Consider the following 16,199-nt stretch of genomic DNA (forward strand, 5'->3'; position numbering starts at 1 on the left):
CAGCGCCTGAGCCGTTCCCTGACCTCTAGCGGTCCTTCTCGCGCTCGCCGATCGCGGCCTGCGCCGCGGCCAGCCTCGCGATCGGCACGCGGTAGGCCGAGCAGCTGACGTAATCCAGGCCCACCGCCTCGCAGAACTGGATGGAGGCCGGGTCGCCGCCGTGCTCGCCGCAGATGCCGAGCTTGACGTCGGGCCGGGTCGCGCGGCCGCGCTCGGTGGCGATGCGGATCAGATCGCCGACGCCTTCCTGGTCGAGGCTGACGAACGGGTCGCGCTCGAAGATGCCCTTCTCGATGTAGGCGTTCAGGAACCGGCCCGAGTCATCGCGGCTGATGCCGAAGGTCGTCTGGGTGAGGTCGTTGGTGCCGAACGAGAAGAACTCGGCGTGCTCGGCCAGGTCCCCGGCGCGGATCGCGGCGCGCGGCAGCTCGACCATGGCGCCGACCTTGTACTCGATCTCCTGGCCGCGTTCGGCGAAGACGGCTTTCACCGTCTTGTCCGTCAGTTGGCGCAGGAACTTCATCTCCTCGCCCTTGGCCACCAGCGGGTGCATGATCTCGACAATCGGCGCGGGCTTGCCCGAGGCCTGCACGTCCAGGGCGGCCTCGACGATGGCCCGGACCTGGATCTCGTAGATCTCCGGATAGGCCACGCCGAGGCGGCAGCCGCGGTGGCCCAGCATCGGGTTCACCTCGTGCAGCTCCTTGGCGCGGCGCAGCAGCTTGGCCGGGTCGAGGCCGGTGGCCGCGGCGACGGAGGCCACGTCCTCCTCGGTGTGCGGCAGGAACTCGTGCAGCGGCGGGTCGAGCAGCCGGATGGTGACCGGCAGGCCCTCCATGATGCCGAACAGCTCCACGAAGTCCTGGCGCTGCATCGGCAGGATCTTCTCCAGCGCGGCGCGGCGGCCCTTCTCGTCGTCGGCCAGGATCATCTCGCGCACGGCGGCGATGCGGTCGGGGTCGAAGAACATGTGCTCGGTGCGGCACAGGCCGATGCCCTCGGCGCCGAACTGGCGGGCGGTGCGGGCGTCGAGCGCCGTCTCGGCGTTGGCCCGCACCTTCAGGCGGCGCACGCTGTCGGCCCAGGTCATCAGGGTGGCGAAGTCGCCGGAGAGCTCCGGCTCGATCATCTTCACCGCCCCGGCCAGCACCTCGCCGGTGGACCCGTCGATGGTGATCACGTCGTGGACCTTGAAGGTGCGGCCGCGGACGTGGAACTCGCCGGACTTCTGGTCGATGCGCAGCTCGCCGGCCCCGGAGACGCAGGGCCGGCCCATGCCGCGGGCGACCACGGCGGCGTGGCTGGTCATGCCGCCGCGGGCGGTGACGATGCCGCGGGCGGCGTCCATGCCGCGGATGTCCTCAGGGCTGGTCTCCTCGCGCATGAGGATCACCGACTCGCCGGCCGCGCCCAGCTTCTCGGCTTCCTCGGCGGTGAACACCACCTTGCCCGTGGCCGCGCCGGGCGAGGCCGGAAGGCCGCCCGCGATCACGTCGCGGGGGCTGGCCGGGTCGATGGTCGGGTGCAGCAGCTGGTCGAGGCTGGCGGGCTCCACCCGCATCACCGCCTCTTCCTTGGTGATCAGGCCCTCGGAGGCGAGGTCCACCGCAACCTTGAGCGCGGCCTTGGCCGTGCGCTTCCCGTTGCGCGTCTGCAGCATGTACAGACGGCCCTTCTCCACCGTGAACTCGATGTCCTGCATGTCGCGGTAGTGCTTCTCGAGCTTCTCCACGACCGACTTGAACTGGGTGAAGACCTCCGGAAGCGCCTCCTCCATGGAGGGGTTCTTCTCGCCCATCTCCTCGCGGGCGGCCTTGGTCAGGGCCTGCGGCGTGCGGATGCCGGCGACCACGTCCTCGCCCTGGGCGTTGATCAGGAACTCGCCGTAGAGGCGGTTCTCGCCGGTGGACGGATTGCGCGTGAAGGCGACGCCGGTGGCCGAGGTCTCGCCCATGTTGCCGAAGACCATCGACTGGACGTTGACCGCCGTGCCCCAGCTCTCGGGGATGTCGTGCATGCGGCGGTAGAACTTCGCCCGGTCGTTCATCCAGCTGGCGAAGACGGCGCTGATCGCGCCCCAGAGCTGGGCCTCCGGGTCCTGCGGGAACGGCTCGCCGCGCTCGCTCTCGACGGCCCGCTTGTAGTCGGCGACGACGGCTTCCCAATCCTCGGCGGTGAGCCCGGTGTCCACGTGGACGTCCAGGCGCTCCTTATGCTCGTCGAGGATCTCCTCGAACATGTGGTGGTCGAGGTTGAGGACCACGTTCGAGTACATCTGGATGAAGCGTCGGTAGCTGTCGAACGCGAAGCGGCGGTCGCCCGCCAGCTTGGCCAGGCCCTCCACCGTCGCGTCGTTCAGGCCGAGGTTGAGGACGGTGTCCATCATGCCCGGCATCGAGGCCCGGGCGCCGGAGCGCACCGACACCAGCAGCGGATTGGCCGGGTCGCCGAAGGTCTTGCCGACCTGGCTCTCGACCTTGGCGAGCGCGTCGCGGACCTGGTCCTTCAGGTCGGCCGGGTACTGCTGACCATGCGCGTAGTAGTAGGTGCAGACCTCGGTGGTGATGGTGAAGCCCGGCGGCACGGGGAGACCCAGGGACGACATCTCGGCGAGGTTCGCCCCCTTGCCGCCCAGCAGGTTCTTCATCGAGGCGTCGCCTTCCGCGCCCCCGCCGCCGAAGGCATAGACCCAGCGCGTCTTCACCATCGTGTCGGCCACCATCGACGTCCCCTTACTCAGCCTGTGACTTGTGAAAAGTCCGCCACGCGCCCCATGGCGTCACGGACCTTCACCAGAAGGCGCAAACGGTTCTCGCGTTCCGCCGCGACCTCGGAGTTGACTAGCACCTTGTCGAAAAAGGCGTCCACGGGCTCGCGAAGCGCCGCGAGTTCGCGCATGGCGGCCTCGAAGTCCTCGCGCTCCAGCGCCTTGCCGACCTCGATCTCCACGTGGCCGATCCGGACGACGAGCGCGGATTCCTCCGGCGGAGCCCCGGCCATGTCGACGGGCTCGCCGCTCGGCAGCGGCCCCTTCTTCTCCTCGGCGCGCAGGATGTTCACCGCGCGCTTGTAGCCGGCCAGCAGGTTTTTGCCGTCCTCGGTCCCGAGGAAGCCGTCGAGCGCATTCACGCGCGAGACGATGCGCACCAGGTCGTCATCGCCCAGGGCAAAGACCGCGTCCACCAGGTCGTGCCGCTGGCCCTGCTCGCGCAGCAGCACTTTCAGCCGGTCGGCGAAGAAGACCAGGAGATCGTCCGAGCAGAACCGCTTCAGCGGCAGGCGCGTGCGCGACTGCAGGAGGATGCGGATCACGCCGAGGGCGGCGCGGCGCAGCGCGTAGGGATCGCGGCTGCCCGTGGGCTTCTCGTCGATGGCGAAGAAGCTGACCAGGGTGTCGAGCTTGTCGGCCAGGGCCACGGTGGCGGCCACGGCCTGGACCGGCACGTCGTCGTTCGGGCCCTGTGGCCGGTAGTGGTGGCGGATGGCGTCGGCGATCTCGGGGTCGAGGCGCTCCTTGTCCGCGTAGTAGCCGCCCATCACGCCCTGCAGCTCCGGGAACTCGCCGACCATGCCGGTGACGAGGTCGGCCTTGGCCAGGCGCGCGGCTTCGACCGCCTTGTCCCGGGTGCCGGCGTCGTCGCGGACGTAGGGGGCAAGTTCCCCGGCAAGCGCCGCGATCCGCTCCACCCGCTCGAACATGGTTCCGAGCTTGGCGTGGAAGGTGACGCCCTTCAGCTTGTCCAGCCGGGCGGACAGCGGCGTCTTGCGGTCCTCGTCCCAGAAGAAGCGCGCGTCGTTCAGCCGGGCGGACAGCACCTTGGCGTTGCCGGCGGCGATGGCCCGGCCGCCGTCCTCGGCCTGGATGTTGGCCACCGTGACGAAGTGCGGGACCAGGAAGCCGGTCGCGGGGTCGCGCACCGCGAAATACTTCTGGTGGGTGCGCATGGAGGTGCGGATCACCTCGGGCGGCAGGTCCAGGAAGTCCGGGTCCATGTCGCCCAGGATCGGCGTCGGCCACTCGGCGAGGCCGGCAACCTCGTCCAGCAGGCCCTCGTCCTCGACCAGCTCGAAGTTGCGGGCGAAGCAGAGGGTGCGGGCGGCGTCCATGATCCGCTCCTTCCGCTCCTCAGGGTCGAGGACCACGAAGTGGCGGTCGAGGCCGTCCTGGTACTCGTCGAAGTCGCGGGCGCGGAACGGCTGGGCCGAGCCCATGAACCGGTGGCCCTCGGAGACGTCGCCGCTCTCGATGCCGTCGATGCTGAACGGCACGACCTCGCGGTCGAAGACGCAGAGGATCCGCTTCAGCGGCCGCACCCAGCGCAGGGTCCCGCGCCCCCAGGTCATCGACTTGGGCCAGGGGAAGCCGCGGACGACGGCGTCCACCATCTCGGCCACGATCTGCGGCGTGGGCCGGCCGGGCTTGTGGGTATGGGCGAAGTAGACGCCGTCCTTCTCCACGAGCTGGTCGCGGGTCAGGCCGGTGGAGCGCAGGAAGCCTTCGATGGCCTGGTCCGGCGCGCCGACGCGGGGACCCTTGCGCTCCTCGTGCCGGTCGGCCTGGGTCGCGGGCAGCCCTTCGGCCACCAGGGTCAGACGCCGGGGGCCGGTGAAGGTCTTCAGCGCCTCCGGCAGCAGGCCCTCGGCGGCCAGTTTCTCGCGCGCCATGCGCTCGAGGTCGCGGGCCGCCTGCGCCTGCATGCGCGCGGGGATCTCTTCGGAGAACAGTTCGAGCAGCAGCTGGGGCATGGGTCAGGCTCGCGCCTTCTCTGGCGCGGGCGGGGCGTTGCCGCCCTCGTTCTCCACCCAGGCCTCGGCGCACATCTTGGTCAGGTCGCGGATGCGGCCGATGTAGCTCTGGCGCTCGGCCACGGCGATCGCGCCGCGAGCGTCCATCAGGTTGAACAGGTGGCTGGCCTTCAGGACGTGGTCGTAGGCCGGCAGCACGGTGCGCTGGCCCTGCGGCCCGCGACCCTCCAGCAGCTTCGGCACCTGGGCCTCCATGTCCTCGAAGTGGCGCTTCAGCGTCGCCACGTCGTAGCCGTGGAAGTTGGCCTCGGAGTGCTGGCGCTCGTTCTCCAAAAACACCTCGCCATAGGTCTTCGGCTCCGGGCCGTCGGGGTCGTTGAAGGCCAGGTCGGTGAAGTGGTCGACGCCCTGCAGGTACATGGCCAGGCGCTCCAGGCCGTAGGTCAGCTCGCCGGCCACCGGCCAGACGTCGAGCCCGCCCACCTGCTGGAAGTAGGTGTACTGGGTGACTTCCATGCCGTCGCACCAGACCTCCCAGCCGAGGCCCCAGGCGCCGACGGTCGGGTTCTCCCAGTCGTCCTCGACGAAGCGGATGTCATGCAGGCGGGTGTCGAGCCCGATGGCCTCCAGGCTGCCCAGGTAGAGGTCCTGCAGGTTGTCCGGGTTCGGCTTCAGGATGACCTGGTACTGGTAATAGTGCTGCAGCCGGTTGGGGTTCTCGCCATAGCGGCCGTCGGCCGGCCGGCGCGAGGGCTGCACATAGGCCGCCCGCCACGGCTTGGGCCCGAGCGCACGCAGCACCGTCGCCGGGTGCAGGGTGCCGGCCCCCACCTCCACGTCGTGCGGCTGCAGGATGACGCAGCCCTGACGGCTCCAATAGTCGTGCAGTTTCAGGATCAGGCCCTGAAACGAAAGCGGCTTGTCAGGCATCGAAAAGGGGGCCGTTCGCAGGCGCAAAAAAAGTCGGCGGACCATAGGGCCCGCCGACCTTCGCTTCAAGCCGCCCTCTCGGGGTTTTCCGGCAGTCGGGCTGTCAGTTCCCGCGCGCGGCGGTCCGCTTGCCGGCCCGGGACATCGGCCCGCCGTACTTGGCGCGGTTCTCGGCGGTGTCCGGCACCGGGCCGTTGGTGGTGGTCGAAGTGGTCACGCTGGCGCCGGTCGAGGCGTCAGCGGCCGTGGTGGTCGCGCTGGCTGCGACGTCCGCGGTGGTGGTGGTCGCGTCCGTCGTCGCGGCGGCGGATGTCGTGCCGCTGGGCGTGCCGAGGCTGGTGCCGGTGGAATCGGTGGTGGCCGAGACGCCGACTTCGCCGTTCGGCAGGTTGGTCGCGCCCGCACCGGAGCCGGTCGGGCGGCTGGAATCCACCGAGGGCAGGCCGGTCGAGGACTGGGTGGCCGGCGCAGGCGACGCCTGGTTGGGCGTCTCGCCGGTCCCCGGCTGGGCGCTGGAGCCCACCTGGGCCTGAGCCGCGCCGGCGGCGAGGACGGACACCGCCGCGGCGGCGAGTAGGGGCTTGAGGTTCATGGTTTCGCTCCTGTCAGGTTTTCGCTGAAAGCCCCGCCCCAATCCAAATGTTCCCGCCCTCGCACGCTCCGAGACCGGCGTCGCCGAAGCGACGCCGGTCGCCGCCCGTGGGGCGGCTGGAACGACAGCTGGACTTAGTTGCCGCGCGCGGCGGTCATCTTGCCGGCCCGCGACATGGGCTGGCCGTACTTGGCGCGGTTCTCGGGGGTGTCCGGAACCGGGCCGTTGGTCACGAGCGTGGTGGTCACGCTGGCGCCCGTTGCGTAGCTGCCCGCCGACGGCGTGACCGTCGTGCTGGACGTCACCGACGTGTCGGCCGGCGGCATGGGCATCGTCGCCGTCGACGAGGACTCGGTGGTGACCGTCGTCGTCGTCGTGGACGGCTGGATGCGTTCGGACGCCGCGGAGCCGTCGGCGGGGGCGTGGGCGCCGTTCCAGTCGCCGGTGCGGGAGCCGGGTTGCGGCGCCTCGGTGGTCGACGGCTGGGCGAAGGCCGCACCGCCGACCAGCGCGGTCGCCGAGGCGGCGATAAGCAGATGGGTCAGCTTCATTGGGTTCACTCCTCGTGTGACGATCAGCGAAAGCCCCGCCCCGCGGTGAAGGTTCCCGCTACTGCTTGTTCGGCGGCGTCGAAGCCGTGGCGCTGGCCCCGGTGCTGGCGCCCGTCGAGGCGGCCGCGGTCGAGGTGTCGCCCTGGCCGGGCACAAGCACCCGGTCCACCACCTGCAGCAGGCCACTCCCGGTCTGGAGGTCAGCCTGGACGATGGTCGCGCCGTCGGCCTTCAGCGCCGCCTCGTCGCTGCCGTCGAGCAGCACCTGGTCGCCGGCGCCGGTCGCCACCGGGCCCTTCGCGCCCTTGATCTTCGACGAGGGGATCGGGGCGTTGACGACGTGGTGCAGGACGAACTTCTGCATCGCCGCCTTGTCGGCCTTCAGGCGCGCCAGCTCGGAGGCCGGCATCGCCGCGAACGCCGCGTCGGTCGGGGCGAAGACGGTCAGGTTCTTGTTGCTCTTCAGCAGGCCCGTCAGGTTGGTGGAATCCACCGCCTGGATGAAGGTGCTGAACTGGCCGGAGGCCTTGAGGGTGTCCACCAGGTCGCCCGCGACGGCGACGGGCTTGGCGGCGCCGGCGGCCGGGGCTGCGCCCTGGGCGGCGGCCACGGGAGCTGCGCCCTCCCTCACGGCGGCGGCAGTGCCCTGCGGCTGGGTGGCGGCCGCAGCGTCGGAGGACGTCTTGCCGGTGGCCGCCCGCGCGGCGGCCTCGGTCTTCGCGGTCGCCGCGGCGGCGGGGGTCTGGGCGGCGGCGCCCGAGGCGGCGAGCCCAGCGATGAGGGCGGCGGCGGCGGTGGCGGTCAGCAGGCGATAGGTCGTCATCCAAATCCTCGAGGTTACATCCGGTCAGCCCCACACGAACGCGCCCGCGCAAGCGAGTGGTCCGGCACCACTACGCATGGCGAAGCCTGGGGGTTCCGCATTCACCCCCTCGTGAACCGCTCACGCAGAGGCTCGCGCCGAACCGCTCCCGCGGCCGATTCCGCACAGTTTTGAGGCGCCGCGCAGCGCCGGCGCCCACAACTTGGGCCGCGACTGCCTTCTTGCTCAGCGGCGGCGCTGCGGCGGCGCTCCGCCGGCCCGGCCGTGTCTAGCGTCCAGCGACCGCCGCGCTTGGGGATGGGACGTCCGCGGCGGTCTTTTGAGCAACTGAAGGTGGGCGGGCCCAGCCCAAGGGTCGCGCGGGAGCGAGCGGATGAAACTCATCATGGCGATCGTCAAACCCTTCAAGCTGGACGACGTGCGCGAAGCGCTGGTCGCGGCCGGCGTGGAGGGCCTGACGGTCTCGGAAGTCAAAGGCTACGGCCGTCAGAAGGGGCAGACCGAGATCTACCGGGGCGCGGAGTACCAGGTGAACTTCCTGCCCAAGGTGAAGCTCGAGGCGGTCGTCGACGACGCCGCCGCGCCGAAGGCCGTGGAGGCCATCAAGGCCGCCGCCGCCACCGGCAAGATCGGCGACGGCAAGATCTTCGTCCTCGACGTCACGGACGCGGTCCGGATCCGGACCGGCGAGACCGGCGCCGCGGCGCTCTAGGGGACAGGGACAAAGGGGACAATGACAATGAAGCTCGCTGCATTCAAAGCGCTGGCGGGGCTCGCCCTCGCCGCCGCCATGGTCGGGGGACCGCTCGCGGCCCCGGCCTTCGCCCAGGAGGCCGGGCCCGCCGCGGCGCCCGCCGCGGCCGCGACGCCGGCCGCTGACGCCGCCGCGCCTGCGCCTGAAGCGGCACCGGCCGCGGCGGCCGAAGCGGCCCCGGCCGAGGCGGCCGCGCCGACGCCGGACAAGGGCGACGTGAGCTGGATGCTGGTTTCCACCATCCTCGTGCTGCTGATGATCGTGCCGGGGCTGGCGCTGTTCTACGGCGGCCTGGTTCGCCAGAAGAACATGCTCTCCATGCTTATGCAGGTGTCCACGGTCACCGTGGTCGGCATGATCGCCTGGGTGCTCTACGGCTACAGCCTGGCCTTCACCGACGGCGGCGGCCTCGACACCTTCGTCGGCGGCTTCGGCCGGCTGTTCCTGAAGGACGTGACGCCGGCCTCCAACGTGGCCACCTTCTCCACCGGCGTGGTGATCCCGGAACTGGCGTTCATCGCCTTCCAGATGACCTTCGCCTGCATCACCGCCGCCCTGGTGCTCGGCGGCGTGGCCGAGCGGATGAAGTTCGCCGCGGTGCTGGTCTTCGCGGTCCTGTGGCCGATCCTCTCCTACTATCCGATGGCCCACATGGTCTGGTGGTGGGCGGGTCCGGACGCCGTGGCGGCCGCCCCGACCGATCCGATCCAGGCCGGCCTGATCTGGAGCTTCGGGGCGCTCGACTTCGCGGGCGGCACCGTGGTGCACATCAACGCCGGCGTCGCGGCCCTGGTCGGCGCCCTGATCCTCGGCGCCCGCAAGGGCTACCGGTCCGAGCCCATGCCGCCCCACTCCCTGACGCTGACCCTGGTCGGCGCGGGCCTCCTGTGGGTCGGCTGGTTCGGCTTCAACGCCGGCTCCAACCTGGAAGCCAACGGCTATGCGGCGCTGGCGGTGGTCAACACCCTGATCGCCACGGCCGCGGCGGGCTTCTCCTGGACCATGACCGAGTGGATCACCCGCAAGAAGGCCTCGATGCTGGGCCTGGCCTCGGGCCTCGTGGCGGGCCTGGTCGCGGTGACCCCCGCGGCGGGCTTCGCCGGTCCGGTGGGCGCCCTGATCCTCGGCCTGATCGTGTCGCCGATCTGCGTCCTGTTCTGCTCGGCGGTGAAGAACGCCCTGAAGTACGACGACAGCCTGGACGCCTTCGGCATCCACGCGGTCGGCGGCATCGTCGGCGCCCTGGCCACGGGCCTGCTGGTCAACCCGGACTGGGGTGGCGCGGGCGTGGTCGACTACACCACCTGCGCCGCCGACGGCGACATCTCGACGTGCGACACCGCCGCCTACGTGATGGCGACGCAGGTGATGGCCCAGCTCAAGGCCGTGCTCGTGGCCATCGCCTGGTCGAGCGTCGCCAGCGCCATCGTCTTCTTCATCATCAAGTTCACCGTCGGCCTGCGGGTCAGCGAGGACACCGAGGAGGAAGGCCTCGACATCGTCGAGCACGGCGAGCGCGCCTACCACAGCTGATTGGGGGAGCTTTCAGCTGACGGGAGCGGGGGTCCTGCGGGGCCCCCATTTTCGTTCGGGGCTATTCCCAGGGCCCGCCGAGCCGCACGCGGCGGACCCACCAGTGCGGCGCCAGCGCCTCGATCCGCTCGGCCAGTCCCTCGGCCTCGATGTCCCCGGCGCACAGGGCGAAGCAGGTGCCGCCAGAGCCGGAGACGCGGGCCAGCAGGGTCTCCGGCTCGCCGGCCAGGGTCTCCAGCACGGCGCCCACCTCCGGGGCGGCGTCGATCGCCGCCGGCTCCAGGTCGTTGCGCAGCGTGGCCAGCCAGGCCGCCAGCTCCGCGGCGCTCTCGAAGGCGTCCGGCGCCGGCGGCGGGGTCACCTCGCCGAACCGGCCGCGCGCATCGAAGCGCCGATAGACCTCCGGCGTGGAGACCGGGACCCGGGGATTGACCAGCACGGCGTCCACGGGCGCGAAGGGCGGGGCCGGAGACAGCCGCTCGCCCCGGCCCTCGGCCACCACCGGCCGCCCCCAGAGGCAGGCGGCCCCGTCGGCCCCCAGGCCGGCCGCGATGGCTTCCAGCCGGGCGTCTTCGATCTGCAGCCCGGCCGCCTCGCGCAACAGGCGCAGGGTCGCGCCGGCGTCGCTCGAGCCGCCGCCGAGGCCGGCGGCGACGGGCAGCTGCTTGTCCAGGGAGAGGCTGAACGGCGCCACCGGACGCCGCGCTTCGGCCAGCAGGGCATGGGCCGCGCGCAGGACGAGGTTGTCCCCTGCCCCGTCGAGCGCCGCGCCGAAGGGGCCGGTGACCTTCAGCTCCATGGCGTCGGCCGGCTGCAGGGCCAGCCGGTCGCCGAAATCAGCGAAGGCCATCAGGCTGCAGAGCGGGTGGTAGCCGTCGCCGCCCGGCGCGCCCACGTGCAGGAACAGGTTGACCTTGGCCGGTGCCAGCGCAGTCAGCGCCATGGCGTCAGGGTCCGGCGATCTGCTGCTTGGGCCCCAGCCCGGAGGCCAGCTTGGCGTCCACGTCGGCGCGGATGCGCGCGTCCGGGTCCAGCGTGAGGACGCGCCGCCACTGGAAGACCGCCTCCTCCTTGCGCCCAACCATCCAGTAGGCGTCGCCGAGGTGGTTGTTGATCTCCGGATCGCCGGCCTCGAGTTCGACGGCCTGCTCCAGCTTCTCGACGGCCTTCTTGTAGTCGCCCATGCGGTAGAAGGCCCAGCCGAGGGAATCCACCATGGCGCCCGAGCGCGGATTGGCGGCCACCGCCTTCTCGACCATGGCCATGGCCTCAGACAGCCGCTCGCCCCGGTCGATCCAGGTGTAGCCCAGGTAGTTCAGCAACTCCGGCTCGTCGGGCCGCGCCTTCAGCGCGATCTGCAGGTCCGCCTCGGCCTCGGGCCAGCGGCCCAGCCGCTCCAGCGCCACGCCCCGGCTGTAGTGCAGCCGCCAGTCGGGAGTCTTGGCGTCCTTGATCAGACCGGTGAGCACCTCGACCGATTCGGCGTACTGCTCGTTGGCGCGCAGCAGGTCGGCGAGCGTGACGCGGGCCTCGGCGTCGCCGGAGGCGGCGGCGGTGCGGGCGAGTTTCAGGGCCGTCTCGCTGTCCTTGTCGGCCTGGTAGGTCCAGGCGAGCTTGGCCTGGGCGCCGGCGAACTCCGGGGAATTGGGCTTCGGCCGACCGTAGGCCTGGCGCGCGGCCTCGCTGTCGCCGGAGGCCTGCATGATGTCCCCCACCATGACCCAGGCCTCATCGCGCGACGGGTCGAGCCGGAGCACCATCCGCAGGTAGGCCAGGGAGATCTGCGTCTGCTTGGCCTGCAGCATGGTGGCGGCCGGCGCGAGCAGAGCCTGGGCGGCGCCCTGGCGCACGCCCGGTGCAGGCGGCGGCGACTTGCCCGCCTGGGCCCGGGCGCGGGCCGCCTTCACGGCCACGCTCGAAGGGTCCTCGCCCAGCAGGGTGTCGTAGAGAGCCACGGCGTCGGCGCGCCGGCCCCGCCGTTCCAGGAAGGCCCCATAGGCCAGCACCGACATCTCGCTGCCGGCCACCGACGTCACCGCCTTGAAGTCGGTCTCGGCCTCGTCGTAGCGGCGCGCACGTTCGAAGAGATGGGCCCGGCCGAGCTGGCCGAAATAGTCCACCACCCGGTCGCCGCGCACCTGCGGGCGGACGAGGGAAGCCTCCACGTCCCCGGCCTGGGCGGCTGCCCACGGCGCGAGCAGAGCGGCGGCCCCGCGATGCGGGAAGCCGATGTCCTCCCCGGCAAGGAGGTCGCGGGCGACCTTGCCGCGGCCGTCGGCGATCGCCTCGACCGCGTTCACCAGGGCGGCCATGCGCTTGGTGGCGTCGGAGACCTCGGGACCCTGGGGCGAAAGCGCCGACGCCTTCTCGATGTCGCCCGCCAGCACGGCCGCCGTGAAGGCGCGCTCGGCGACCAGGACGTCGGTCTCGGAGTGGGCGTTCGCCTGCTCGAAGAAGCGCGCGGCCTCCCCGCTGCGGCCGTCGTTCAGCGCCGCCTGCCCGGCCAGGAACATGCCGTAGGGCGAGAGCCCGAAGACCTCCTGCATCTGGCCCGCCGGCCGCTCGGGCTGGGCGGTGGCGCAGGCGGACAGCAGGACGAGCGGGGCGGCGGCGACTAGCAGGAAACGGCGCATGGGCGGACCTTCGACGTTAAAGGCGGCGGCCGCAAGGCGCCGCTCCTGTCACATGTTGGGGTAGTTCGGCCCGTCGCCACCCTGCGGAGTCGTCCAGTCGATGTTCTGCGACGGATCCTTGATGTCGCAGGTCTTGCAGTGGACGCAGTTCTGGAAGTTGATCTGGAACTTCGGGTTCTGGCCGTTGTCGTCGTAGAGCACCTCGTAGACGCCGGCCGGGCAGTACAGGCGCGCTGGTTCCCCGAACTTCGGCAGGTTCACCGAAATCGGCACGCTGGGATCGCGCAGGCGCAGGTGCGCCGGCTGGTTCTCGTCGTGGTTGGTGTTCGACAGGAAGACGCTGGAGAGCTTGTCGAACGACAGCACGCCGTCCGGTTTCGGATAGACGATGGGCTTGTGGTCCTTGGCGAGACCCGTGGATTCGGCGTCGCCCTTGGTGTGCTTCATGGTCCCGAACAGCGAGAAGCCACCCAGCGTGCTGGTGGTCCACATGTCGAACATGGAAAGCGCGCCGCCCAGCGCAGTGCCGAACTTCGACAGCATCGGCTTGGCGTTGCGGACGACGTGCAGCTCCTTCTTCACCCACGAGCGGTCGAAGGCCTCCGCGTAGTCGGTGAGCTCGTCGGCGGAGCGGCCGGACTGGATCGCGGCGAAGGCGGCCTCGGCGGCCATCATGCCGCTCTTCATGGCGTTGTGGCTGCCCTTGATCCGCGGGACGTTCACGAAGCCGGCGGAATCGCCCAGCAGCACACCGCCCGGGAAATAGAGCTTCGGCACCGACTGCAGTCCGCCCTCGCTGATGGCCCGCGCGCCGTAGGCGATGCGCTTGCCGCCCTCCAGGAACTTGGCCACCTCGGGGTGGTGCTTGAAGCGCTGGAACTCGTCGAACGGCGAGAGCCAGGGGTTCTTGTAGTTCAGGTGGACCACGAAGCCGACGGACACGTAGTTGTCGCCGAAGTGGTAGAGGAAGCTGCCGCCGCCGGTCTTGTCGTCCAGGGGCCAGCCCGTGGTGTGCTGCACCAGGCCCGGGACGAAGCAATCGTCCGGCACCTGCCACAGCTCCTTGATGCCGATGCCGTACTTCTCCGGGTCGGCGTCCTTGCACAGGCCGTACTTCGCCTTCAGCACCTTGGCGATGGAGCCGCGCACGCCCTCGCCGATGAAGACGTACTTGCCGAGCAGTTCCACGCCCGGCTGGTAGTCCGGCCCCGGGCCGTCCTTGGTCATGCCGAACACGCCGGCGACCACGCCCCGCACTCGGCCTTCGGGGTCGAACACGGCCTCGGAGGCGGCCATACCGGGATAGATCTCCACGCCCAGGCCCTCGGCCTGCTGGGCGAGCCAGCGGCAGACGTTGCCCAGGCTGGCGATGTAGTTGCCGTCGTTGTGCATGAAGCCCGGCATGGCGAACATCGGCAGCTCCAGGCTGCCCTGCGGCCCGAGCATCAGGAACTTGTCCTCGGTCACCGCCGTCTCCAGCGGGGCGCCGAGCTCCTTCCAGTTGGGCAGCAGCTCGTTCAGCGCGATGGGATCGATGACGGCGCCGGAGAGGATGTGGGCGCCCACTTCGGAGCCCTTCTCCAGCACCGCGACCGAGACGTCCGTCCCCGCCTGCTGGGCGAGCTGCTTCAGCCGGATCGCGGCGGCCAGGCCGGAAGGGCCGGCGCCGACGATGACGACGTCGTACTCCATCGATTCCCGTTCGACGCCTTCGCTCATGATCCCGCTCCCTCGCGCGCAGGAGATTCCCGCACGGCATTGATCCGACGCGGGTCTTATCAGGACGTCACGCCGGGGCGGTCAAGCAGGAACGCGGCCGTGGACGCGCCTCTTGCGTCGACTGTGGCGCCGTTTGGGATCGAAGCGGGGCCGCAACCGTTTGGGCTCCGTCGCCGCGCAAGCGGAGCGCAGACCGATGGAGACGGACCGCGCAATGACTTCCGATGGACCGAACCTGACACCGCCGCCCCCTGCCCCGCTTCCGGACCGCCGGGAGCTGTCGCGCACCGTCCGCGCGGACCTGGAGGAGATCTTCCAGCCCGTGAGCCCGGCCCCGGCCGGCCGCTCGCCGCGGGTGCGGATCTTCGTGGGCCGCTCGGCCGAGGCCCGCGAGCGTTCGCCCGCCCGCTGGGGCGCCCTGGCCGCCGCCGCCTTCGTGGGCCTCGCCGCGGGGGCCCTGATCGTCAAGCCGCCCGACTTCCGCCCGTCCGCGCCCGCGGCGTCGCCGCCGCCGGCCGCCCTGACGGTGGCGAGCCTCGCCCCAACGCCGACGCCAGCGCCCCCGGCGACGCGGGCGATCGCCTGGCCGGAGCCCCCGGTCGCCACGCCCGCGAAGGCCGAGCCTGCCCCGGTGAAGGCCGCCGCCCCGCGTACGGCCAGGCCGAAGCCTGCCAAGGCCGTCACCCGCAAGGGCGGGTCCCGCTGCGAAGGACTGCGCGGCGACAATCGCGCCCGCTGCGCCTACCCGTCGGTGATCGCCGCCGACCGCCGCCTGCGCCAGGCCTACGCCAGCGCCACCCGGGCCGGCGTGCCGCGCGCCACGCTCGTCTCCTACCGCAACCGCTGGGCCAGCCTGCGCCACCGGGCGGACAGCGACCCGGGGCGGGTGATCGCCGGCTACCAGGACATGGCCGGCGACCTCCGCCGGCTGGCCGACCGGGAGCGCCGGTCGTGAGCGTCGACGGCGGTCTCGTCTACGCGATCGGGGACATCCACGGCTGCTACGACGCCATGAAGGCGCTGCTGGCCGACATCGCCCGCGACTGCGCCGAGCAGGCGGCGGGCCGGCGTCCGGCGCTGATCTTCCTGGGGGACTACGTCGACCGCGGCCCGCACTCGCACAAGGTGCTGGAGGCGCTGGTCTGGCTGCAACGGCGCACGGACGTCGAGGTCCACCTTCTGAAGGGCAACCACGAGCAGGCCCTGCTGGCCTTCCTGGACGAGCCCGAGGGCGGCGGCGGCTGGCTGCGGTTCGGCGGCGCCGAGACGCTGGCGGCCTACGGCGTCGTGCCCCCCGGGCCCTATGACGGCGAGGACAGCTATGTCCGCGCCCGCGACGAACTGATGGAGCGGATGCCGGCCTCGCACCTGCGGCTGCTGGAGCGGCTGGAACTGATGGTGGTGGTCGGCGACTACGCCTTCGTCCATGCCGGCGTGAGGCCCGGGACGCCGCTGGCCGACCAGACCGAGGCCGACCTCCTGTGGATCCGCCAGGGCTTCCTGGATGCGACGGGGCCGTTCGACAAAGTGGTCGTCCACGGTCACACCTGGCTCGACGCGCGGCCCCAGCTCCTGGAGCACCGGATCGGGCTCGACACCGGAGCCTACGCCACGGGCGTGCTCACCGCTCTGCGTCTGCAGGACGGCGAGCGGACCGTGCTGCAGGCGGGCGTTCCCGTGGAGCGGCCGGCGCCGATCCCGGCCTAGTCGTTCTTGAAATAGCCGCTCCAGTCCGCATCGCCGCGGAGGCGGCGGAACACCCGCTGCATGCGCGGGCGCGTCAGAAGCCAGGCGTCGTAGCCGGCCACGAGCGCCAGGGTGACGATGAAGTTGCGGAAGAGCAGGAAGGAGACCACGAACAACAGCATGGTGGTCGCCACACAGAAGAGGATGGCGCGGACGTCTCGTCCTCTCATGA

14 protein-coding genes are annotated in these 16,199 nt (G+C 71.1%); 4 read left to right on the plus strand and 10 right to left on the minus strand.

Annotated features, from left to right (window positions below; all coding sequences use genetic code 11):
- Window positions 1-25 precede the first annotated feature (25 nt).
- The 6 genes from ppdK to VM685_RS13200 form a co-directional block, all read right to left on the minus strand.
- Window positions 26-2,722 carry a pyruvate, phosphate dikinase gene (gene ppdK, locus VM685_RS13175; protein ID WP_325460617.1) on the minus strand — a complete coding sequence of 899 codons (2,697 nt, stop codon included), beginning with the start codon at window positions 2,720-2,722 and terminating at the stop codon, window positions 26-28.
- 14 nt (window positions 2,723-2,736) lie between these two features.
- Window positions 2,737-4,746: a glycine--tRNA ligase subunit beta gene (gene glyS / locus VM685_RS13180; RefSeq protein WP_325460618.1), complete on the minus strand. Its 2,010-nt coding sequence runs from the start codon at window positions 4,744-4,746 to the stop codon at window positions 2,737-2,739.
- A gap of 3 nt (window positions 4,747-4,749) precedes the next feature.
- A complete protein-coding gene (locus VM685_RS13185) occupies window positions 4,750-5,676 on the minus strand; it encodes a glycine--tRNA ligase subunit alpha (protein ID WP_325460619.1) in 927 nt (308 codons plus the stop codon).
- A gap of 103 nt (window positions 5,677-5,779) precedes the next feature.
- A complete protein-coding gene (locus tag VM685_RS13190) occupies window positions 5,780-6,268 on the minus strand; it encodes a hypothetical protein (RefSeq protein ID WP_325460620.1) in 489 nt (162 codons plus the stop codon).
- A 134-nt stretch (window positions 6,269-6,402) separates the two neighbouring features.
- Complete coding sequence (locus VM685_RS13195; protein WP_325460621.1) at window positions 6,403-6,819, minus strand: hypothetical protein; 417 nt, start codon at window positions 6,817-6,819, stop codon at window positions 6,403-6,405.
- Between the two features lie 58 nt (window positions 6,820-6,877).
- Complete coding sequence (locus VM685_RS13200) at window positions 6,878-7,642, minus strand: fasciclin domain-containing protein (RefSeq protein ID WP_325460622.1); 765 nt, start codon at window positions 7,640-7,642, stop codon at window positions 6,878-6,880.
- A 373-nt stretch (window positions 7,643-8,015) separates the two neighbouring features.
- On the opposite strand from VM685_RS13200, the gene VM685_RS13205 reads away from it, so the two are divergent.
- Window positions 8,016-8,354: a P-II family nitrogen regulator gene (locus VM685_RS13205; RefSeq protein ID WP_325460623.1), complete on the plus strand. Its 339-nt coding sequence runs from the start codon at window positions 8,016-8,018 to the stop codon at window positions 8,352-8,354.
- 27 nt (window positions 8,355-8,381) lie between these two features.
- Window positions 8,382-9,929, plus strand: coding sequence for an ammonium transporter (locus VM685_RS13210; RefSeq protein WP_325460624.1), 1,548 nt, complete (start codon window positions 8,382-8,384; stop codon window positions 9,927-9,929).
- Window positions 9,930-9,990: 61 nt separating this feature from the next.
- Here the strand turns inward: VM685_RS13210 and VM685_RS13215 are convergent, their stop codons facing one another.
- From VM685_RS13215 to VM685_RS13225, 3 genes are read right to left on the minus strand one after another with little or no spacing between them, the layout of a single operon-like run.
- Entirely contained in the window at window positions 9,991-10,872 is an 882-nt protein-coding gene (locus VM685_RS13215; protein WP_325460625.1) for a 4-(cytidine 5'-diphospho)-2-C-methyl-D-erythritol kinase, read from the minus strand.
- Window positions 10,873-10,876: 4 nt separating this feature from the next.
- Complete coding sequence (locus tag VM685_RS13220; RefSeq protein WP_325460626.1) at window positions 10,877-12,562, minus strand: tetratricopeptide repeat protein; 1,686 nt, start codon at window positions 12,560-12,562, stop codon at window positions 10,877-10,879.
- 48 nt (window positions 12,563-12,610) lie between these two features.
- Window positions 12,611-14,281, minus strand: a complete 1,671-nt coding sequence (locus VM685_RS13225; RefSeq protein ID WP_325460627.1) for an electron transfer flavoprotein-ubiquinone oxidoreductase — start codon at window positions 14,279-14,281, stop codon at window positions 12,611-12,613.
- A 214-nt stretch (window positions 14,282-14,495) separates the two neighbouring features.
- Between VM685_RS13225 and VM685_RS13230 the strand changes: the two genes are divergently transcribed.
- Window positions 14,496-15,236 (plus strand): hypothetical protein, encoded by a 741-nt coding sequence (locus tag VM685_RS13230; protein WP_325460628.1) that lies wholly within the window; start codon window positions 14,496-14,498, stop codon window positions 15,234-15,236.
- Complete coding sequence (locus VM685_RS13235; protein WP_325460629.1) at window positions 15,233-15,988, plus strand: metallophosphoesterase family protein; 756 nt, start codon at window positions 15,233-15,235, stop codon at window positions 15,986-15,988. The genes VM685_RS13230 and VM685_RS13235 overlap by 4 nt, the downstream gene beginning before the upstream one ends.
- On the opposite strand, the gene VM685_RS13240 is transcribed toward VM685_RS13235, so the two are convergent.
- The gene (locus VM685_RS13240) at window positions 15,985-16,197 is read right to left on the minus strand and encodes a hypothetical protein (RefSeq protein ID WP_325460630.1); all 213 of its coding nucleotides are present in this window, start codon (window positions 16,195-16,197) and stop codon (window positions 15,985-15,987) included. The genes VM685_RS13235 and VM685_RS13240 overlap by 4 nt on opposite strands.
- Between the last annotated feature and the right edge of the window lie 2 nt (window positions 16,198-16,199).

Origin of the sequence: Phenylobacterium sp., assembly GCF_035539035.1 — a bacterium.
Classification (GTDB): domain Bacteria; phylum Pseudomonadota; class Alphaproteobacteria; order Caulobacterales; family Caulobacteraceae; genus Phenylobacterium.